Origin of the sequence: Xanthobacter sp. NM-25 (genome assembly GCF_022138605.1) — a bacterium.
Taxonomy (GTDB): domain Bacteria; phylum Pseudomonadota; class Alphaproteobacteria; order Rhizobiales; family Xanthobacteraceae; genus Xanthobacter.
The window spans coordinates 555,181-576,210 of the sequence record NZ_JACBFS010000004.1; the positions used below are offsets into that span (position 1 = coordinate 555,181).

Below are 21,030 nucleotides of genomic sequence, written 5' to 3' on the forward strand. Positions count from 1 at the left end.
TCGGCAGGATTGATGTGTGTGGAGAGCCGAATGGCTGGGAATATGTGTCGTCAGGTCGTGACTCTGTCCTGCGCCGATCAGGTCGGGATCGTGCACGAGATTTCCGGAACCTTGGCCGGGAATGAGGCCAACATCGTCGAAAGCGCCCAGTTCACGGCGCCGCATGGCATGTTCTTCATGCGCGTCGTGTTCGACTGCCAAGCTGAACGTCCGGAGGGCATCAAGGCATCGCTCGCTGAGGTCGCTGAACGCATTGGCATGCAATGGGAGGTGCGCAATGCAGCCGAGCCCATGCGTACGCTGTTAATGGTCTCGAAGTTCGGTCATTGCCTCAACGACCTGCTGTTTCGTCTGCGTGTGGGCACGCTGCCCATCAAGGTGCCGGCGATCGTCTCCAATCACGAGGATTTCAGGGATCTGGCCGAGTTCCACGGCATCCCTTTTCACTATCTGCCGATCAACCGTGAGACGAAGGCCCAGCAGGAAGCTCAGATCAAGCAGATCGTCTCGGACTACGACATCGAGCTCACGGTTCTTGCTCGTTATATGCAGGTGCTGTCTGACGACATGTGCGGCTTCCTTCATGGACGTGCGATCAACATCCACCACTCGTTCCTGCCGAGTTTTAAGGGCGCCAAGCCTTATCATCAAGCTTACGAACGCGGCGTGAAGCTGATCGGGGCCACGGCGCATTACGTCACCGCGGATCTGGATGAAGGCCCAATCATTGAGCAGGACGTCGCACGCGCCGAGCACTCGCTTGGCCCCGAGGAACTGGTCGATACCGGCAGAGATGTCGAATGCGTGGTGCTCGCTCGTGCCGTGCGACTGCACGCTGAGCGGCGCGTGTTCTTGTCCGGGCGGCGTACGGTGGTCTTTCGATGAGCGCGAAACTTCTGTCCGGTCGAGATCTTTCATCTCAACTGCGGGATCGCGTCCGGACCGCTGCGGCAGAGCTCGCTAACGACGGCATTCGCGTCGCGTTGAGTGTGGTGATCGTCGGTGAGGACCCGGCCAGCGTGGTCTATGTCCGCAACAAGGTCGAGCAGGCTACCAGCGTTGGTATCGAGCCGCAGTATTTCCGCCTGCCTGTCGAAACCTCGCAGGCTGAGGTGCTGGCGCTGGTTGAAATGTTGAATGGGGACGACAGTGTGGACGGGATCCTCGTCCAGCTGCCGCTGCCTCCCCATATCGACGCTTTCCTGGTTATGTCGTCCATCGCGCCACCCAAAGACGTGGATGGCTTCCACCCGACGAATGCAGGCAATCTGGCTATCGGCAAGCCGAGTATCGTTCCCTGCACGCCGCTCGGATGCTTGATGTTGATCCAGGAGGCACGAAAGTCTCTGGTCGGTTTGAACGCAGTGGTGGTCGGGCATTCCAATATCGTCGGAAAGCCGATGGCTCGGTTGCTCCTCGCAGAGGGATGCACAGTGACTGTGGCCCATAAAGCGACCGTCGACGTCCCCTCCGTCTGCCGGACAGCGGATATCCTGGTGGTGGCGGTGGGCCAGCCCGAGCTCATTCGAGGCAGTTGGATTCGCGGCGGGGCGATCGTCATCGACGTTGGTATCAACCAGATCGACCGGAATGGCCGCAGGATTCTTGTCGGCGATGTGGCGTTCGACGAGGCCGTTGAGGTCGCAGCCGCCATCACGCCAGTGCCGGGCGGGGTTGGACCGATGACCATTGCCTGTCTGCTCAGCAACACCATCGAAGCCGCATGCCAACGCAGGGGAGTGCTCTCTCCAATGGTCGCGCAGGCGGCTGAAGAGAACGCACATTTGGAGGTCGCAGGATGAAAATTCTGGTGCCCGTGAAGCGGGTGGTGGACTTCAACGTGAAGGTGAGGGTGAAGCCGGACGGATCCGGTGTCGACCTGGCCAACGTCAAGATGTCGATGAACCCCTTCGATGAGATCGCTGTCGAGGCAGCGCTTCGTCTGAAGGAGGCCGGCAAGGCTGAGGAGGTCATCGTCGTCTCGATCGGCCCGGCCCAGGCCTCGGAGATCGTTCGTACGGGGCTCGCAATGGGGGCGGATCGTGGAATCCTCGTGAAAACGGAAACTACCGTCGAACCGCTTGCCGTCGCTAAGATCCTCAAGGGAGTTGCGGAGCGGGAAGCGGTAAATCTCGTCATTCTTGGCAAGCAGGCGATCGACGACGACTGCAACCAGACCGGCCAGATGCTCGCTGCGCTTCTGGGATGGCCGCAGGGAACGTTCGCTTCCAAGCTCGAGGTCGCGGGTGAGAACCTGGAGGTGCAGCGAGAGATCGATGGTGGGCTGCAAAAGCTCATGCTCAAGCTGCCCGCGATCGTGACCACCGACCTCCGGCTGAATGAACCCCGGTACGCTTCGCTGCCGAACATTATGAAGGCGAAGAAGAAGCCGCTGGAGGAGATCGCGGCCGATACGCTCGGCGTGGATGTCTTGCCGCGCCTGAAGGTGATCACCACCACCGAGCCTGCCGGACGTGTCGCCGGTCAGAAGGTCGCTTCGGTGACCGAACTCGTTTCGAAACTCAAGACTGAGGCGGGAGTGCTGTGATGGCGACTCTCCTGATTGCAGATCACGACAACACGTTGATCAACGATGCGACCCGGAAGGCATTGAGCGCCGCGCAGCAGATGGGTGGCTCTGTCCAGGTTCTGGTGGCAGGCCATGAAGCGCAGCGCGCGGCCGAGGCGGCATCCCGGCTCGATGGCGTTGAAAAGATCCTGCTGGCCGACGCGGTCTTCTACGGGCATGGCCTCGCGGAGCCTGTTGCGGATCTCATCGTCGCGCTTGCTCCCAGCTTCGATGCCATCGTCGCGCCGTCCACCGCGTTCGGAAAGAACATTCTGCCCCGCGTTGCCGCGCTGCTGGATGTGATGCAGGTGTCCGACGTGATCCGTGTTCTGGCGCCGGATACGTTTGAGCGTCCGATCTACGCCGGTAACGCCCTTCAGACAGTACAGGTCATTGACGCAAAGAAGGTGCTCACGATCCGCACTGCCTCCTTCGATGCTGCCGCCGACGGCAGCGCGGCGCCGATTGAGCTTTTGTCGGATCGTGGCGATACTGGGATCTCGACGTTTGTCGAGGAAACGGTCGTCAAGAGCACCAGGCCTGAGCTCTCGTCCGCGAAGACCATCGTGTCTGGTGGACGGGCGCTGGGATCGCCCGAGCATTTCACGCAGTTCATCGAACCGGTGGCGGACGCCCTTGGGGCCGCGATGGGCGCCTCGCGTGCCGCGGTGGACGCTGGTTATGCCCCGAACGACTGGCAGGTCGGTCAGACCGGCAAGGTGGTCGCGCCGGATTTGTACGTCGCTGTGGGCATCTCGGGTGCCATCCAGCACCTCGCTGGAATGAAGGACTCCAAGGTGATCGTCGCGATCAACAAGGACCCGGATGCGCCCATCTTCCAGATCGCGGATTACGGCTTGGTGGGGGATCTCTTCGAGATCATGCCGGAGCTTCAGAAGGCGCTGAACGCATCTGCGTCCTGAGGCCGGAAGCTCGCGCCCCGGGCGGACGAACATTGCAGAATGTATGCAAATTGTTTAGTCCATCATCCAAGAAATCAGACGTGGCAGGGTTATGCCGCGTCTGATTTGACCGACCACGCGCCAGCATTTTTCGATCAATCAACGTAGAGTGTTAGAGGCACACATGTCGTTTCCTTCTCAGGCGAGAGTGGTAATTGTCGGTGGTGGCGCTATCGGGAGTTCGATTGCCTATCATCTCACGAAGCGCGGCTGGAGCGATGTTGTGTTGCTCGAGCGCGGACAGGTCACGTCGGGTACCACCTGGCATGCCGCTGGCCTCTTCATGCAGCTCCGCACGACGCACACGATGACCGAGCTTTGCCGTTACGGCGCGGAGCTGTTTCCGAAGCTCACCGCGGAGACCGGTCTGGACACGGGGTTCAAGCGCAGCGGCTCCCTGCCGATCGCCCGTACCCAGGAGCGCCTGCATGAGATTGCCCGCCTCGTTTCTCTAGGCAAGGTGTTCGGCGTCGAGGCGCATATGCTGAGCCCCACCGAGGTGCGGAATCATTATCCGCTGCTCGATCCCAGCGCGATTGTGGGCGGCGCCTTCATTCCCGGTGACGGACAGATCAATCCCGTCGATCTGACCGCCTGCTTTGTCCGTGGCGCCCGCATGGGCGGCGCCAAGATCCTCGAAGGGATCGAAGTTACAGACTTCGCCATCGAGCGCGGACGTGTTGTCGGCGTGAAGACCAAGCAGGGCGATATCGCCTGCGAGAAGGTCATCCTGGCCTGCGGGCTGTGGACCCGGACGCTTGCCGCGCGTGCGGGTGTTCACGTTCCGCTGTATGCTTCCGAGCACATGTACGTCACGACCGAGGAGCATGTGTCGATCCCGAAGGTGCTGCCGGTGCTGCGGGACACAGACGGCTACAATTACATCAAGGAAGATGCGGGCAAGTTGCTCGTGGGAGCGTTCGAGCCCAATGCCAAGGCGCTCCCCCTGTCGCGCCTCCCCGAGATCCAGCAGTTCATCGAACTCCCGGAGGACTGGGATCAGTTTGAGCTTCCCATGACCAAGGCCATGGAGACTGTCCCGCTCCTGAAGGAGCTCGGCATACGTCACTTCATGAATGGCCCCGAGAGCTTCACGCCGGATAACCGGTTTATCGTCGGTGAAGCCCCGAACGTCGACAATCTATTCGTCGCGGCAGGCTTCAACTCGCAGGGCATTCTTGCCTCGCCGGGCGTGGGACGTGCCATGGCTGACTGGGTGGTGGAGGGCCATGCCACTATGGACCTGTCCGAAATGGACATCGCCCGCTTCCATGGTTTCGAGACCAACGAGAAATTCCTGCGGACGCGCATCGGAGAGAGTCTCGGCCTGCTTTACGAGATGCACTGGCCGCATAGGCAGTTTGAAACGGCCCGTCCCGTGCGGCAGACGCCCCTGTATGCGCGCCTCAAAGAGCACAATGCCTGCTTTGGTACGGCTGCCGGCATTGAACGCGCCAATTGGTACGCGCCCGCCGGTGTCGAGCCCAAGTATGAATACTCCTATGGTCGGCAGAACTGGTTCGAGGCCGTTGGCGAAGAGCACAAGGCTGCTCGCGAGACGGTCGCTCTCTTCGATCTCTCATCCTTCGGCAAGACGCTCATCCAGGGTCGTGATGCGTGTCGTGAACTTCAGCACATCGTCGCCTCGGATATGGACCGCCCGGTCGGGTCGGTGATTTATTCGCAGATGCTCAACGATAGAGGCGGCATCGAGTCGGATCTGACGTTCACGCGTCTCGCGGAGGACAAATATCTGATGGTGACAGCCGCGGCCCAGCAGGCGCGCGATGTGAACTGGATTCGTCGTCATCTTGATCCTCAGGCATTCGTGACCCTCACCGACGTCAGTGCAGGTTTCGGGACGCTCGCCCTGAATGGCCCGAAATCGCGCGAACTGCTTGAGAGCGTTTCTCCCAACGATTTCTCCAATGAAGCCTTCCCGTTTGGCACGGCCCAGGAGATTGATATCGGATATGGGAAGGCGCTGGCATTGCGCATTTCGTTCGTCGGAGAACTCGGCTGGGAGCTCTATCCCACGACCGACTTCCTGGTGCCGATCTTCGATGCGCTGATGCAGGAAGGTCAGGATCTGGGTCTGCGCCTCGCGGGCTATCACGCGCTGGATACCCTGCGGAGCGAGAAGGGGTTTGTGCACTGGGGCCATGACGTCTCGCCGGCGGACACGCCGATCGAGGCAGGCTTGGGCTTTGCGGTTTCGCGTAAGAAGAGCACCTTCATCGGCGCAGAGGCGATCACCCGTCAGCGCGCCGAAGGCGTGAAGCGTCGTCTGGTCCACATCAAGCTCGATGATCCGGAAGCCATGCTTCACCATGATGAGCCGATCTACCGGAACGGCCAGATCGTCGGGCGGGTCACGTCTGGTTCGTTTGGTTACACCATCGGGGCTTCGCTTGGATCCGGCTATGTCGACGTGCCTTTGACCGGATGGCAGGCGTTCCTCGCCGAGGGTCTATACGAGGTCGAGATTGCCGGCGTGCGATATGGCGCAAGTCTGTCATTGCCGCCCTTCTACGACCCTAAGGCGTTGCGTCCCAAAGCGTGAGCTGAGGCGCCCCGGAGCCATATAATAGTGCTCCGGGGCGCTGGTTCCTGGTTGCAGCGGAATTCTCACAGTTCGTCGTGCCGCCTGGGAACCAACGCTCGCGAGCTGTTAAAAAGGCTGGTGGCCCCGGCCTCGGTACGCGAGTATGCTCAGCCAGTTCTGCCTTCTTGCTGGCTTGCCGCGCAGCAAGGGAGCCTGCTAAAATTCCGCGCAATGGCCCGCTATGTTCGGGGGGTGCGCGGCGGCACTGGATGACTGAGACAGTCTATAAGATTTCTGACGTTTCCTCGACCGTAGGTGTTCCTCCAGCCACTCTTCGGCTTTGGGAGCAGCATGGTCTGGTTCACCCGATCCGGACGGACAGCGGATACAGACTCTTCCGCGAGGAGGACGTTGCACGCGTCCGGGAAATTCTGCGGCTGCGGTCGGTCCACGGTCTGAATCTGGCGGCGATAAGATCCGCTCTGCAAGACGCTGAACAAGTTCCGGAAGCCGATCACGCCTCTGCGCCAGGTCTGGGGCCCCTGCTTCGTAAGTTGCGTCGGAAGAGAGGGATGACGATCAAGCAGGTGGCCGATGCCGTCGGCGTATCGTCTTCTGTGATATCGACCCTGGAGCGGACCTCAAGCGGTGTTGGCATCCGTTTGATGAAGATCCTGGCGGAGACGCTCGGAACAACGGTGACCGACCTTGCCGCCGGCGAACCCCCATCTGCCCATGGTGTCGTGAAGTCGGGGAAGGGGCGTGTACTGCCTATGCTCGGCACGGGGATCAAGATCCTTGAGCTCGCCTCAGGACCGAGAATGCTCGATTGCCAAGAATGGACGCTTCAACCCGGAGCGGGCAGCGAAGGCTTCTATTCGCATGAGGGCGAGGAGTTCATCAGGGTCTTGGAGGGCACGTTCGAGATCGAAGTCGATGGCATTGGCGCGGTTGATCTCGAGCCAGGCGATTCCCTCTACTTCGAAAGCAAACGGGCTCACGCTTGGCGTTGCAAGGGACGTAAGCCCTGTCGCCTGATCTGGGTGAACACGCCGCCAACGTTCTGAGGCCGAGAAGGCATTCCCAGCGTCGGGTTGGGGCGGAGAGATGCTGGGAAGGGCACTAGCATGGTGGAATCTTTGCAGAAATTATGTAAATATTTCTGTGCAAATCTCCTGCGAACTTCCGTATGTGAAGTCGCACCTTGGGGGAAGCGAGCGCGGTTGTAGTCGGGTCCAATCTCAGCCGCGCGATCGGGTGGGGATGGGGTCTCGAAGCGGGTGGAAGGCCGAGAAGAATGAGAATGCTACCGAAGGCCGCCCCGGTCGAACGGGCTTCCACGGATGCTCCCACGATGAAAATCCCAGTGACAATCGTGAGCGGCTTTTTGGGTGCTGGAAAGACCACGCTCCTGCGGCGTTTGCTGGCTCAGCCAATGGGGTACAGGCTAGGGATCCTAATCAACGACTTCGGAGCGATCAATGTCGACGCGGACATGCTGAGCGAGGTGCAGCCCGATATCATTTCGCTTAAGAATGGCTGCGTGTGCTGCAACATCAATGACGATCTCGCGGGTGGTTTGCGGCGACTAATGGAGGCGGAATCCACTCCGGATCATATCGTCATCGAAACCAGTGGTGTTTCGGAGCCCAGACGTGTTGCGGAGATGTTCTTCTCCGGTGCGCTGAGTCGCCAGTTTCAAGTCGACGGCATATTCTGCTTGGTGGATGCGCTCAACTATTTCGATCTCGACTATGGAATGACAGAGTTAGCGATCGAGCAGGCCGCAGTCTCGGACGTGGTCATCCTTAACAAGATCGATCTCGTATCGGGTGACGTGGTTGCGGGCGTGCATAGGGTGTTGAAGGCTGCCCTCCCGTCGATGCGCATTATCGAGAGTGTCCAAGCGGAAGTGCCGCTCGAAGTGATCCTGGACTCAACGCGCGAGTCGCCGCGGCTGTCCGTCTTCCCGCGTGCTACGGGCTTCGTGTCAGGGCAATCTGGTGCGCACGATCAAGCCTTCGCCACCCAGACGTGGTCGTCGGATGGCCTATTGAGGCGCGATGCCTTTGAGGCTGCCGTAAAGGAATTTCCAGCGAGCATTTATCGCGCCAAGGGATATCTGACGTTCACCGACGAGCCTGAGCGCAGCTCGCTGTTCCAGATCGTTGGAAAGCGGTCATCACTCGACCTGAGCGTGCGAGAGCGAGGGGACACTGCCAACGTTCTTGTGGTGATCGGCTCCAAGGCTGATGTGGATTTCGGCCAATTCGAACGCCTCATGATGACGTGCGTCGATCCTCTGTGAGAAGCACTTTGCCGGACGCACGAGCGAAGCGCGTAGGGCAGCAGTCACCGGGTGCTGCGGGCATGTTGAAACATTACAGAATTTATGTAGAGATTTGATAGGCCCGGGGGGAGAGCGATGCATGCTCGACCAAGGGCTTGGGCTAATCGTCACGCATTGGGAACCTTCAGATGTTGAACACCGAACTCGCCGCCCGCCGCAATGACGCACTCTCAGGAGGAGTGGGCGTTACCACCCAGATTTATGCCGAGCGCGCCGCGAATGCGGAGATCTGGGATGTGGAGGGAAAGCGCTACATCGACTTCGCAGCCGGTATCGCCGTGGTCAACACCGGCCACCGTCATCCGAAGGTGATCGATGCCGTAAAGAAGCAACTGGATCACTTCACCCACACCTGCCACCAGGTGGTACCCTACGCGAATTATGTCCAGCTTGCTGAGCGTCTGAACGCTCTTGTGCCCGGTGAGTTCAAGAAGAAGACGGTCTTTGTCACGACCGGGGCGGAAGCTGTGGAGAATGCGGTCAAGATCGCACGCGCTGCGACCAAGCGCTCCGCGGTCATCGCCTTCACGGGTGGATTTCATGGTCGGACATTCATGGGCATGGCCCTCACGGGCAAGGTGGCGCCGTACAAGGCTGGTTTCGGCGCTATGATGCCGGACGTTTTCCATGTGCCGTTTCCCGCGGAACTTCACGGGACGACGGTCGAGGCCTCGCTCTCCTCACTGGACAAGCTGTTCAAGGCGGATGTGGATCCGAACCGGGTCGCCGCCTTCATCATCGAGCCCGTTCAGGGCGAAGGCGGCTTCTACGAGGTGCCGAAGGCTTTCATGCAGGCACTTCGGGAACTTGCCGACAAGCACGGGATCCTGCTGATTGCGGATGAGGTCCAGACCGGCTTCGCGCGTACGGGGAAAATGTTTGCCATGGAGCACTTTGGTGTGGTGGCGGACCTGACCACCATGGCCAAGGGCCTTGGCGGTGGCTTTCCGATCGCGGCGGTGACCGGACGCGCGGACCTGATGGATTCGCCTGCGGTGGGCGGTCTTGGTGGCACCTACGGTGGGAGCCCAATCGGTATCGCTGCCGGCAATGCGGTTCTTGATGTCATCGAGGAGGAGGGCCTCAACGAGCGAGCCACGTTGCTCGGCAATCGGCTGAAGCAGAAGTTGCAGTCTCTGCGGGATGACGTCCCTCAGATCGTGGACGTGCGTGGGCCCGGTTTCATGAACGCCGTTGAGTTCAACCTGCCGGGCACCAGCACGCCGAATCCCGAGTTTACGAACAAGGTCCGGCTCAACGCCCTGGAGCGCGGCCTGATCCTTCTGACCTGCGGTGTCCATGGCAACGTCGTGCGCTTCCTGGCTCCGTTGACCATTCAGGATGAGCTGTTTGTCGAGGCGCTCGACATTCTTGAGGCGACCTTGCGCGAGTGTGCTGCTGAGAGCTGAGACGCCGACGCATTGTACGGTCAGCGCATTACTAGAGAATTCTGGCTTTTCGTGGGGGCGGCCCGTCCAGCGGGTACATAGATGTGGAGGATGCTTGGTGGATCTACGCCACCTTCGCTACATCGTCGCTTGCGCGCGCAACGGCAGTTTCAGCGCTGCCGCATATGAGCTCAACGTTCGCCAACCAATCGTCAGCAGACGCATTCGGGAGGCGGAAGATGAGCTCGGTGTGTTGCTGTTCGACCGGTCCACAGCCGGAGCGCGCCTAACATCGATAGGCGAGGAGTTTGTTATAGGGGCGCGCCGTATCGTCGAAGACATCGAGCGCCTGGCCGAACATGCGAAAGCCAGCGGCACCGGACGCCGTGGCCGTATTGTCGTTGGGTTCTACAACTCGCTTTCGAACGGTGCATTCCGCGCGGCATTGCGAGATTTCCGTGAGCGGTATCGCGATGTCGAAGTGGTCCCTTTCGAAATTCCTTTCGTCGATCTGACTGCCGGGCTGCTTTCCGGAACAATCGACGTGGCTATCGTGCTCTGTGAAGCCAGTGCATGCGAAGTGTTTCGCACGATCATGCTCTGGTCAGAATATCTCGTCGTAGCCCTACCGATCGAACATCCGCTTGCGGACAAGCCCGTCATCTATTGGCCAGAATTGAAGGGGGAGCGCTTCCTTATTAGCCATCATGATCCAGGCCCCGACATCCAGAACATCCTGCTGCGCAATCTCGCAGCACCTTCTGATCACCCTCACATCGCAACGCGCCTTCTTAGCCGCGAGAGCATCCTGAGTGAAGTCGCCGCCGGCCAGGGCATTGCCCTGCAATGCGAGTCTGCAACTGGCCTGAGCGGTTTGGGAGTCGTGTTCCGGCCGGTCCACAATGGCAACGGCGCAACCCGTCTTGGATACTCAGCCTGCTGGAAGCCGGACAATTCGAACCCGGTGCTGAGCCAATTTCTGGATGTCCTGAAACCACGATTCTGATCCAGTCGACAGACGACCAGCGAGACGGCCGGAGCCATCGGCCGACTTAGGGACGCCGAGAACTTCCAGTATTTTTTCTCCCTTCTACGACCGGCTACGAAACGCGGGAGAATAGCGTTGCCGGCACGCAATTCATGCCTTTCTTGATTGTCCCCGTCGCCATCCACGCATCCCGCGGATGGCCGCGAACGGGGGCAGGATGCCGGCACATCACCACATCACCGAAGGGCTCTCGCGAAGCGCGCGCATGCTGCGCACGGCGCTCGGCCCCGCCATCGCCCGTTATCTCGAAGATCCCGAGATCGTGGAGGTGATGCTCAATCCCGACGGCAAGCTCTGGGTCGATCGCCTCAAGGGCGGCCTCGGTGATACGGGCGAGGAACTTCTGCCGGCCGCCGGCGAGCGGATCGTGCGCCTCGTCGCACACCATGTCGGCGCCGAGGTGCATGCCGGCAATCCGCGCGTGTCGGCCGAACTGCCGGAGTCGGGCGAGCGGTTCGAGGGTTTGGTCCCCCCCGTCGTCTCAGCCGCGACCTTCGCCATTCGCAAGCCGGCGGTCGCCATCTTCGAGCTGACCGACTACGTCGCCGCCGGCATTATGACGGAAGCTCAGGCCGAAATCTTGCGGCTCGCCGTCGTGACGCGGAAGAACGTGCTGGTCGCTGGAGGTACCTCCACCGGCAAGACCACGTTGGTCAACGCGCTGTTGGCCGAAGTGGCAAAAACACCCGACCGTGTCGTCCTGATCGAAGATACGCGCGAACTTCAATGCGCAGCTCGAAACCTCGTGGCGTTGCGCACCAAGGATGGCGTCGTCTCACTGTCTGATCTGGTGAAGTCCTCCCTCCGCCTGCGTCCCGACCGCATCCCGGTCGGCGAAGTGCGCGGCGCCGAAGCGCTGGACCTGTTGAAGGCATGGTCGACGGGGCATCCCGGCGGCATCGGCACCATCCACGCCAATACCGCCCATGGCACGCTGCACCGGCTCGAGCAACTGGTCCAGGAGGCCGTCGTCACGGTCCCGCGCGCGCTGATCGGGGACACCATCGACATCATCGCCGTTCTCACCGGCCGCGGCGCCGGCCGCCGGCTTGCGGAGATCGCCCTCGTGGAGGGGTTCGACCCCGTGACCGGCACCTACCGCACCCTCAACGCGCTGCTGCCTTCCGATTTCCGCACCACCCCTGGACAAGGAGACCACCAATGATCCCGTATGCCCTTCGCCGTGTTCGCTCTCGCCTTGCCGAGGCGACCGTCCTTGCCGCGGTCACGCTGCTGATGGGGGCGCCCGCCCATGCCTCCGGCTCGTCCATGCCGTGGGAAGAGCCACTTCAGAAGATCCTCGAATCCATCGAGGGACCGGTGGCAAAAGTGGTGTCCGTGATCATCATCATTTTCACTGGCCTGATGCTCGCCTTCGGCGACACCAGCGGGGGCTTCCGTCGCCTCGTGCAGATCGTGTTCGGGCTCAGCATCGCGTTCGCCGCATCGAGCTTCTTCCTGTCCTTCTTTTCATTCGGCGGTGGGGCGGTGGTGTAGCCATGGAAGAGGATGTCCGCGGCTTCTTCGCCCCGGTGCATCGGGCGTTGACCGAGCCGATCCTGCTCGGCGGCGCCCCACGCACCGTCGCCATCGTCAACGGGACGCTCGCCGGAGCGGTCGGCCTCGGTCTTCGGCTGTGGATCGCCGGTCTCGCCATCTGGGTGATCGGGCACTTCGCGGCCGTGTGGGCCGCGAAGCGCGACGCTCAGTTCGTCGACGTGGGCCGCCGCCACGTGCGCTATCCCGCACATCTTGGCACGTGAGGTGCGGCCATGATGAACCTCGCCGAATACCGCAAGAACAGCGCGCTCCTAGCCGACTTCCTGCCGTGGGCAGCGCTGGTGGCGCCGGGCGTCGTGCTCAACAAGGACGGCAGCTTCCAGCGCACCGCGCGCTTCCGCGGCCCCGACCTCGACAGCGCGACGGCGGCCGAGCTGGTCGGCACCACCGGCCGCCTCAACAACGCGCTGCGCAGGCTAGGGTCCGGCTGGGCTATCTTCTTCGAGGCGCAACGCAATCGCGCGACCGACTATCCGGACAGTCTTTTCCCCGATGCCGCGTCGGCGCTGCTGGACATCGAGCGGCGCGAGCAATTCGAAGATAGCGGCATCCTCTTCGAGAGCAGCTATTTCGTCTCCTTCGTCTGGCTACCGCCCGCCCAGGAGGCTTCCCGTCTGGAAGGCTGGCTCTATGAGGGGCGCGAGCGGGGCGGCGTCGACCCGTGGGAGCTGCTGAAAGGGTTCGTCGACCGCACCGACCGCGTCCTCAACCTGCTTGAAGGTTTCGTGCCGGAGGCCGAATGGCTCGATGACGTGGAGACCCTGACCTACCTCCACTCCACCATTTCGACGCGGCGTCATCGCGTGCGGGTGCCCGAGACCCCGATGCATCTCGACGCGCTGCTGGCCGACCAGCCGCTCGCCGGCGGGCTGGAACCTCGCCTCGGCGGCTTCCATCTGCGCACCCTCACGGTCATCGGGTTCCCGACCATGACGTTTCCGGGAATCCTCGACGAGCTGAACCGGCTGGCGTTCCTCTATCGCTGGTCGACGCGCGCCATCATGCTGGACAAGACCGACGCCACCCGCCTCGTCACGCGGATCAGGCGGCAGTGGTTCGCGAAGAGGAAATCGGTCGTCGCCATCCTCAAGGAAGTGTTGACCAACGAGCAGTCCGTGCTTCTCGACACCGACGCGGCCAACAAGGCGGCTGATGCCGACGCCGCCCTGCAGGACCTCGGTTCCGATCAGGTCGGCCAAGCCTACGTCACCGCCACGGTGACGGTCTGGGACGCCGATCCGGCTGTTGCCGACGAGAAGATGCGCCTTGTCGAGAAGGTGATCCAGTCGCGCGATTTCACCTGCATCACCGAAGGCGTCAACGCCATCGAGGCCTGGCTCGGCGGTATTCCCGGGCAGACCTATGCCAACGTCCGCCAGCCGCCGATCAGCACTGTCAATTTGGCGCACATGATGCCGCTCTCGGCCGTCTGGGCCGGCCCGGCCAAGGACGAATATTTCGGCGCGCCGCCGCTGTTCTACGCCAGGACGGAAGGCGCGACGCCGTTCCGCTTCGGGTTGCACATCGGCGATGTCGGGCATGCCATGATCGTCGGACCGACGGGCGCCGGCAAATCCGTCCTCCTGGCCTTCATGGCCCTCCAGTTCCGGCGCTATCGCGACGCGCAGGTGTACGTGTTCGACTTCGGTGGCTCCATCCGTGCCGCCACCCTCGCCATGGGCGGCGACTGGCAGGACCTCGGCGGCGCGCTGTCGGACGACACCGTCGCGCTGCAACCGCTCGCCGGAATCCACCACACGCCCGAGCGCGCCTGGGCCGCGGACTGGCTGGTCGACATCCTCATGCGGGAAGGCGTGACCGTCACGCCGGACGTGAAAGAACACATCTGGACCGCGCTGACCTCGCTCGCCTCGGCTCCGGTCGAGGAACGCACCATCACCGGCCTCGCCGTGCTGCTGCAATCCTCGGCGCTGAAGCAGGCGCTCCGACCCTATTGCATCGCCGGTGCCTATGGCCGGCTCCTCGACGCGGAACATGAGCGGCTCGGCGAGACGTCCGTCCAGGCGTTCGAGACCGAAGGGCTGATCGGGACGAAGTCGGCGCCGGCGGTCCTCGCCTATCTGTTCCACCGTCTCGAAGCGCGCTTCGACGGGCGTCCGACCCTGCTCGTCATCGACGAGGGCTGGCGCGCGCTCGATGACGGCGACTTCGCCTTCAAGATCAAGGAGTGGCTGAAGACGCTGCGGAAAAAGAACGTCTCCGTCGTGTTCTCCTCCCAGTCGCTCGCCGACATCGACGCATCGCCGATCGCGCCCGCGCTCATCGAATGCTGCCTGACGCGCGTCTTCCTGGCGAATGACAGAGCCATCGAGCCGAAAATCTCGGCCATCTACCGCCAGTTCGGATTGAACGATCGGCAGATCGAGATCGTCGCCAGAGCCACCCCGAAAAGGGACTATTACTATCAGTCGCAGCGCGGCAACCGGCTGTTCGAACTCGGCCTCGGCCAGATCGCGCTCGCGCTCTGCGCGTCCTCCGACAAACCGTCCCACACCCTGATCGACGAGCTGCTGCACGCCGGCGCCCGGCCGCATTTCCTCGACGCCTGGCTGCGCGCCAAGGGCCTCGGCTGGGCGGCCGACCTCCTTCCCGACCTCACCAACATCGTCGATCGGCCGGCCCCGGATCCCGCCAGGCCGGTCCCAGCTTCCCTTCAGCCCGAAAAGGACATCGCCCGATGACGAACACCCGTTTCCACGCCATCCGCAGCGGTCGCGGCGTTCGCCGCCATGCGCTTGCCTGCGCCGTCGGCGTCTCCCTCGTCCTGCCTCCCGCAGCCTTGTCGCTCATCGCAATCCCGCTCGCGCCGATGCCGGCGCTGGCATGGGACATCGTCTACGACCCGACCAACTACAGCCAGAACCTGCTCACGGCCGCCCGGTCGCTGGAGCAGATCAATCACCAGATCACTTCGCTCGCCAACGAGGCCCAGATGCTGATGAACCAGGCAAAGCAACTGGCCAGCCTGCCGACCTCTGTCCTCTCGCAGATCGAGAACAACTTTTCCGAGATGAAGCGGCTGATGGGCGAAGCCGAGAAGCTCGCCTACAACGTCCAGAACATCGACCAGCAATTCGACACGACGTTCAAGGACTTCACCGCGGGAAAGACCGGGCAGCAACTGGTCGATGGCGCCCGGCAGCGCTGGCAGCAATCGCTTTCCGCCTACGAGCATTCGCTGAAGGCCGGAGCCACAGCCGTCGAGAACATCGGCGGCACAAGCTCCCAGACGAGTTCGCTGGTGGGCGCCAGCCAGTCCGCCGTCGGCGTGCTGCAGGCGACGCAGGCCGGCAACCAACTCCTCGCCGTGCAGGCGAAGCAGATCTCCGACCTCACCGCCATGCTGGCCGCACAGGGCCGTGCCGAGGCGCTGGAGAAGTCGCGCCAGGCCGCCGCGCAGGAGCAGGCCCGCGAGCAGTTCAAGCGCTTCATGACGGGCACGGGCTACAGCGCCTCGACCGTGCGCATGTTCCACGATTGAGGCCGGCATGGACTTCAGGATCGCCGCCCGGATGATTGCCGTCCTCGCCCTCGGGGCCGCCATGACGATCGCCGTCGTGGCGCTGCGCGAGGCCGGCGTGGAGCACACCCCCGCCACCCCGCTCCACACTCCGGGCGGCGAGCCCCAACCTCCCGCACGTGATGGGGGCGAACTCGCCCGCTGCCGCGACATGGGCGTGGCCGCCCTCGACGATCCCTCCTGCAAGAAGGCGTGGGCCGAGAGCCGCCGCCACTTCCTCGGAATCCGTGAGGAGCGGCCGCGCCCATGAACAACACCGGCGTCATCGACCGCTTCCTGGAGACCTTCACCTCCTACATCGACTCCGGCTTCGGCCTGCTCGGCGGAGAGGTCGCGTTCCTCACCTCCACCCTCATCGCCATCGACATCACGTTGGCCGGCCTGTTCTGGGCCTGGGGCGCCGACGAGGACGTGCTCCAGCGTCTTATCAAGAAGACCCTCTATATCGGCTTCTTCGCCTTCATCATCGGCAACTTCAACCGGCTCGCGAGCATCGTCTTCCAGTCCTTCAGCGGTCTCGGCCTGAAGGCCGGTGGATCCTCGCTCTCGGCCTCCGAGCTTCTCCAGCCCGGCCGCGTCGCGCAGGTCGGCATCGATGCCGGCAATCCCATCCTCGAGGCGGCCGGCCAGTTGATGGGATACATCAGCTTCTTCGAGAACTTCGTGCAGATCGTGGTGCTCATGACCGCCTGGGCGATCGTGCTGATCGCCTTCTTCGTCCTCGCGGTCCAGATCTTCATCAGCCTGATCGAGTTCAAATTGACCGCGCTCGCGGGGTTCGTGCTCCTGCCGTTCGCCTTGTTCAACAAGACCGCCTTCCTCGCCGAAAAGGTGCTCGGCAACATCGTCGCCTCCGGCGTCAAGATATTGGTCCTCGCGGTCATCGTCGGCATCGGCTCCGGCCTGTTCAACGAGTTCAAGGCCGGCTTCTCCGAGACCCCGACCATCACCGATGCACTTGCGCTCATGCTCGGCGCCTTGTCGCTCATGGGCCTTTCGATCTTCGGGCCGGGCATCGCCACGGGCCTTGTCTCCGGCGCTCCGCAGCTCGGCGCCGGCGCCGCGGTCGGCACCGGCCTTGCCGTCGCCGGCATGGGTGCGGGCGCCGCCATGGGCGCGCGTGCGGGTCTGAGCGGCGCCGCCAGCGCGATCGGCGGAGCCGCGCGCGGCGGCGCCGCGCTCGCGGGCGGCGTCCGCACCGCCTACGGGCTGGGCGACGCTTCCGTGGGCTCGACCGGAACCGGGGGCGGCGCGGCCGCTTTCGCCGCGGTGGCCAAGGCCGGAGCCGGACTTGCCGTCAACAAGGGCAAGGACATGGCGTCCCGCGCCGGTGAATCCCTGCGCAGCAGCTACGCCGCCGGCCAGGCCGGGGCATGGAAGGCGACCGGCGGCCGGAACGAGGTCAACCCCCGCGGTGGCGATGCCGCCGGCGGTGCCGGCGCCGCCAGCTCTCCGTCCGCCGCCTCCGGTTCCGACGCGGCGTCCTCGCAGCCGCCGGCCTGGGCCGAACGGATGAAGCGTGGCCAGGCCGTCCAGCACGGCGTCAGCACCGCGGCCCATGCCATCCGCTCCGGCGACCACGGCGGCGGGTCCGTGTCCGTTTCCCTCGATCAGGATGACCGCCGATGAACCTCTTCAAGCGTCCGTCCGTGCGCTATGCGCGCACGCCCGAACCAGAAACCCCGTACCGGAAGGCCGCACAGGTCTGGGACGAGCGCATCGGCTCCGCCCGCCAGCAAGCCGCGAACTGGAGGCTGATGGCCTTCGGGTCGCTCGTGCTCGCCGGTGGCTTCGCCACCGCGCTCGTCTGGCAGTCGACGCAGGGAACCGTCGTCCCCTGGGTGGTGCAGGTCGACCGCTTCGGCGAGGCGCAGGCCGTGGCCTCGGCGATCACCGACTACCAGCCGACCGACTCGCAGATCGTCTGGCATCTCGCCCGCTTCATCGAGCAGGTCCGCTCCATCCCGGCCGATCCGGTCGTCGTCCGGCAGAACTGGCTGCGCGCCTACGAGTTCACCACCGACCGCGGCGCCATCGCCCTGAACGACTACGCGCGGGCGAACGACCCCTTCGCCAAGGTCGGCCGCCAGCAGATCTCGGTCGACATCTCGTCCGTCATCCGGGCCTCGCCGGATTCCTTCCGGATCGCCTGGGGTGAGCGCCGCTACGAGAACGGCCAACTCGCCGCGACCGAGCGCTGGACCGCCATCGTGACGGTCGTGATCCAGCCGCCGCGCACCGCCGACAGGCTCAGGGCCAATCCCCTGGGCGTCTTCATCAATGCCATCAACTGGTCGAAGGAGCTGGGTTCATGAAGGGGGCAAGGAAGAAGCGGGCGGGCACGCGCCATCGCGCGATGGCGCTCGTGACCGCGTTGATGTCGGCGACGGCGCTTGCCGGCTGCGCCAACAAATTCATCCCGCCGGACATCGACTACGACGACGCGGCGCCGGCCGTGCAGCTCACCGATCCCGTCGGGCCGGTGAAGGTGGTGGAACTGCCAAAGCCGCTGCCGCTGCCGGGCCAGTTGAAGCCGGTCGCCAGCAGCACGCGGAAGCCCGAGCCGGCCGATCCCAAGGCACGGATCACCCAGGCGAACGAAGCCGCCCGCATCCAGCCGGTGCGCAACGGCTTCATCAACGCCGTGCAGGTCTATCCGTTCGCCACCGGCGCGCTCTATCAGGTCTATGCCGCGCCCGGCCAGGTGACGGACGTCGCCTTGCAGCCCGGCGAGCAGCTCGTCGGCTCTGGCCCGGTCGCCGCCGGTGACACGGTGCGCTGGATCATCGGCGACACGGAAAGCGGCGTCGGCGAGACCAGACAGGTCCACATCCTCGTCAAGCCGACGCGGCCCGATCTTCAGACCAACCTCGTCATCAACACCAACCTGCGCACCTATCACATGGAGCTGCGCTCGACCGAGAAGACCTACATGGCCTCGGTCTCCTGGCAGTATCCGCAGGACCAGTTGATCGCGCTGCGCCGCCAGAACGCCCGTGCTGCCGAAATGCAGCCGGTCGCCACCGGTGTCGACATCTCCAAGCTCAATTTCCGCTACACGATCGAGGGCGACAGCGCGCCCTGGCGGCCGCTGCGCGCCTTCGACGACGGTGCCAAGGTCTATATCGAGTTCCCGTCCGGCATCGCCCAGGGCGATCTGCCGCCGCTGTTCGTCATCGGCGCCTCCGGCGACTCCGAGCTGGTCAACTACCGCGCCCGCCAGAACTACTTCGTCGTCGACCGGCTGTTCGCCGCCGCCGAGCTGCGCTTCGGTGACAAGGCGAGCGAGAAGCGCGTGCGCATCGTGCGCACCGATGGCCGGCCGGTGCGCAGCGCGGGATTGTTCCGATGACGGATGCCCCGACCCCGGGCGGCGGGGACATACGCGCCAGGCTGCGCCTGCGGCCGGACGCGCCGCGCGTGACGCGGCTCTCCCGCCGCGTCCTGATCGGCCTCGGCGGCGTCAGCTCCATCGCCATCCTCGGTGCGCTCGTCTGGGCGCTCGAATCCAGCCGGCGCGGTGGCCAGCCCCCGACCGAACTCTATAGTACAGAGAACCGCCAGCCCGCCGACGGGCTCGCCGGCCTGCCACGAGACTATGCCGGCATTCCGAAGCTCGGCCCGCCGCTGCCGGGGGATCTCGGCCGCCCGATCCTGCGGGCGCAGGAAGAAGGCAAGCCCGTCGTGCCGCCGAACGTCCAGGCCCCGCGTGCCGATCCAGAGGAGCAACGCCGCCTCGCCGAGATCGAATCCGCGCGCGTCGCCCGACTCTTCACCGAGAGCCGCGGCGTGCGGCCCACCGACACGCCGGCCGCGACCAGGGCCGGGACCATCGATCCGGCCACCGGATTGACGGCGCCGACCGAGCCGCCACCGCCGCTCGACGCCGGCTCCGCGCAGAACATGCAGGACCGCAAGCTCGCCTTCGTGAACGCCGCCACCGACCGCCGCACGGTCAGCCCCGACCGGGTGCAGGAGAAGGCCTCCCCCTATGTGGTGCAGGCCGGAACCGTCATCCCGGCCGCCCTCATCACCGGCATCAAGTCCGATCTGCCCGGCCAGATCACCGCGCAGGTGACGAGCCATGTCTATGACAGCCCGACCGGCACCCATCTCCTCATCCCGCAGGGCGCCCGGCTGATCGGCCAATACGACAGCCAGGTCGCCTTCGGGCAATCGCGGGTCCTCCTGGTCTGGAACCGCATCGTCATGCCGGACGGCACGTCGATCGTGCTGGAGCGGCTTCAGGGGGCCGACACCCAGGGCTATTCTGGGCTCGAGGACGAGGTCGACTATCACTGGGGTCAGCTCTTTCGCGCCGCGCTGCTCTCGACGCTGCTCGGCATTGGCACCGAGCTCGGCTCCAGCGACGGCGAGGACGAGATCGCCAAGGCGATCCGCGAAAGCGGGCAGGACACGGCATCCGACGTCGGTCGGCAGATCGTCCGTCGCCAGCTCAACATCCAGCCCACCCTGACGATCCGCCCGGGCTTCCCCGTCCGCGTCATCGTGCGCCGCGACCTGGTGATGAAGCCCTACGAACAGAAGGAGCCGTCATGACCAAGCTCAGGCTCTCCGCCATCCCGGACGACAAGCCCGTCAAGATCACCGTGGAGTTGCCGGCCGCCGTTCATCGGGATCTCGTCGCCTATGCCGAGATCCTGACTCGCGCCAGCGGCGAGGCCGCGCCGCTCGACCCGGCCAAGCTGATCGCACCCATGCTCCAGCGATTCATGACGGGCGACAAGGGCTTCCGGAAGGCGAAGCAAACCCGATTGGATCGCTAGCTCGGCTTTACGGCCGGTCGACAAAGCCCGGCACGGGCCTATTTTGGGTACCATTTGCAGCCGTCTAACGTTTGTCCAGATTCCCTTACGGGGCTTAATCATTGCATAGGCCAGAAGGTGCGGATCGATTGGCCGATCCCCATGCTAAAAAGCTCATATGCCCATCACCTCGTCGTGTATCGCTGCCTGACGAGCCGGGTGGCGGTGGACCGGTGTGGGCCAAGCCTTACTTAAGGTGAAAGTCGCGATGGTAGCAGCGCGAAAGCGTTGCCGATGGCGG

General features: G+C 63.7%; 20 protein-coding genes. All 20 read left to right on the plus strand.

Annotation, left to right across the window (positions count from 1 at the left end):
* Positions 1-42 precede the first annotated feature (42 nt).
* The 20 genes from purU to MEU52_RS14375 all read left to right on the plus strand — a co-directional run bounded on the left by purU (position 43) and on the right by MEU52_RS14375 (position 20,750).
* The gene (gene purU, locus MEU52_RS14280) at positions 43-885 is read left to right on the plus strand and encodes a formyltetrahydrofolate deformylase (protein WP_238123155.1); all 843 of its coding nucleotides are present in this window, start codon (positions 43-45) and stop codon (positions 883-885) included.
* Positions 882-1,802, plus strand: coding sequence for a bifunctional 5,10-methylenetetrahydrofolate dehydrogenase/5,10-methenyltetrahydrofolate cyclohydrolase (locus MEU52_RS14285; protein ID WP_238123117.1), 921 nt, complete (start codon positions 882-884; stop codon positions 1,800-1,802). The genes purU and MEU52_RS14285 overlap by 4 nt, the downstream gene beginning before the upstream one ends.
* Positions 1,799-2,548, plus strand: a complete 750-nt coding sequence (locus tag MEU52_RS14290; RefSeq protein ID WP_238123118.1) for an electron transfer flavoprotein subunit beta/FixA family protein — start codon at positions 1,799-1,801, stop codon at positions 2,546-2,548. The genes MEU52_RS14285 and MEU52_RS14290 overlap by 4 nt, the downstream gene beginning before the upstream one ends.
* Positions 2,548-3,492, plus strand: coding sequence for an electron transfer flavoprotein subunit alpha/FixB family protein (locus MEU52_RS14295; protein WP_238123119.1), 945 nt, complete (start codon positions 2,548-2,550; stop codon positions 3,490-3,492). The genes MEU52_RS14290 and MEU52_RS14295 overlap by 1 nt, the downstream gene beginning before the upstream one ends.
* Positions 3,493-3,655: 163 nt before the next feature.
* The gene (locus tag MEU52_RS14300; RefSeq protein ID WP_238123120.1) at positions 3,656-6,094 is read left to right on the plus strand and encodes a GcvT family protein; all 2,439 of its coding nucleotides are present in this window, start codon (positions 3,656-3,658) and stop codon (positions 6,092-6,094) included.
* Between the two features lie 251 nt (positions 6,095-6,345).
* On the plus strand, positions 6,346-7,143 hold the full coding sequence (locus tag MEU52_RS21840) for a MerR family transcriptional regulator (protein WP_273546345.1): 798 nt from the start codon (positions 6,346-6,348) through the stop codon (positions 7,141-7,143).
* A 236-nt stretch (positions 7,144-7,379) separates the two neighbouring features.
* Complete coding sequence (locus MEU52_RS14310) at positions 7,380-8,384, plus strand: CobW family GTP-binding protein (protein WP_238123122.1); 1,005 nt, start codon at positions 7,380-7,382, stop codon at positions 8,382-8,384.
* 170 nt (positions 8,385-8,554) lie between these two features.
* Entirely contained in the window at positions 8,555-9,835 is a 1,281-nt protein-coding gene (locus MEU52_RS14315; protein ID WP_238123123.1) for a 4-aminobutyrate--2-oxoglutarate transaminase, read from the plus strand.
* Positions 9,836-9,932: 97 nt separating this feature from the next.
* Positions 9,933-10,820 carry a LysR family transcriptional regulator gene (locus tag MEU52_RS14320; protein ID WP_238123124.1) on the plus strand — a complete coding sequence of 296 codons (888 nt, stop codon included), beginning with the start codon at positions 9,933-9,935 and terminating at the stop codon, positions 10,818-10,820.
* Positions 10,821-11,019: 199 nt separating this feature from the next.
* Positions 11,020-12,027 (plus strand): P-type conjugative transfer ATPase TrbB, encoded by a 1,008-nt coding sequence (trbB, locus tag MEU52_RS14325; RefSeq protein WP_238123125.1) that lies wholly within the window; start codon positions 11,020-11,022, stop codon positions 12,025-12,027.
* Positions 12,024-12,359 (plus strand): TrbC/VirB2 family protein, encoded by a 336-nt coding sequence (locus tag MEU52_RS14330; protein ID WP_238123126.1) that lies wholly within the window; start codon positions 12,024-12,026, stop codon positions 12,357-12,359. Before trbB ends, MEU52_RS14330 begins: the two co-directional genes overlap by 4 nt.
* Before the next feature lie 2 nt (positions 12,360-12,361).
* Positions 12,362-12,625 (plus strand): VirB3 family type IV secretion system protein, encoded by a 264-nt coding sequence (locus tag MEU52_RS14335; protein WP_238123127.1) that lies wholly within the window; start codon positions 12,362-12,364, stop codon positions 12,623-12,625.
* 9 nt (positions 12,626-12,634) lie between these two features.
* Positions 12,635-15,124 carry a conjugal transfer protein TrbE gene (gene trbE / locus MEU52_RS14340; RefSeq protein WP_238123128.1) on the plus strand — a complete coding sequence of 830 codons (2,490 nt, stop codon included), beginning with the start codon at positions 12,635-12,637 and terminating at the stop codon, positions 15,122-15,124.
* Entirely contained in the window at positions 15,121-15,924 is an 804-nt protein-coding gene (gene trbJ / locus MEU52_RS14345) for a P-type conjugative transfer protein TrbJ (RefSeq protein WP_238123129.1), read from the plus strand. The genes trbE and trbJ overlap by 4 nt, the downstream gene beginning before the upstream one ends.
* Positions 15,925-15,931: 7 nt before the next feature.
* On the plus strand, positions 15,932-16,213 hold the full coding sequence (gene trbK-alt / locus MEU52_RS14350) for a putative entry exclusion protein TrbK-alt (protein ID WP_238123130.1): 282 nt from the start codon (positions 15,932-15,934) through the stop codon (positions 16,211-16,213).
* A complete protein-coding gene (gene trbL, locus MEU52_RS14355; RefSeq protein ID WP_238123131.1) occupies positions 16,210-17,592 on the plus strand; it encodes a P-type conjugative transfer protein TrbL in 1,383 nt (460 codons plus the stop codon). The genes trbK-alt and trbL overlap by 4 nt, the downstream gene beginning before the upstream one ends.
* Positions 17,589-18,278, plus strand: a complete 690-nt coding sequence (trbF, locus tag MEU52_RS14360; RefSeq protein ID WP_238123132.1) for a conjugal transfer protein TrbF — start codon at positions 17,589-17,591, stop codon at positions 18,276-18,278. Before trbL ends, trbF begins: the two co-directional genes overlap by 4 nt.
* Before the next feature lie 41 nt (positions 18,279-18,319).
* Positions 18,320-19,315, plus strand: coding sequence for a P-type conjugative transfer protein TrbG (trbG, locus tag MEU52_RS14365; RefSeq protein WP_238123156.1), 996 nt, complete (start codon positions 18,320-18,322; stop codon positions 19,313-19,315).
* Positions 19,312-20,523 carry a TrbI/VirB10 family protein gene (locus MEU52_RS14370; protein WP_238123133.1) on the plus strand — a complete coding sequence of 404 codons (1,212 nt, stop codon included), beginning with the start codon at positions 19,312-19,314 and terminating at the stop codon, positions 20,521-20,523. The genes trbG and MEU52_RS14370 overlap by 4 nt, the downstream gene beginning before the upstream one ends.
* Positions 20,520-20,750 carry a DUF2274 domain-containing protein gene (locus tag MEU52_RS14375; RefSeq protein WP_238123134.1) on the plus strand — a complete coding sequence of 77 codons (231 nt, stop codon included), beginning with the start codon at positions 20,520-20,522 and terminating at the stop codon, positions 20,748-20,750. The genes MEU52_RS14370 and MEU52_RS14375 overlap by 4 nt, the downstream gene beginning before the upstream one ends.
* The last annotated feature ends 280 nt before the right edge of the window (positions 20,751-21,030 follow it).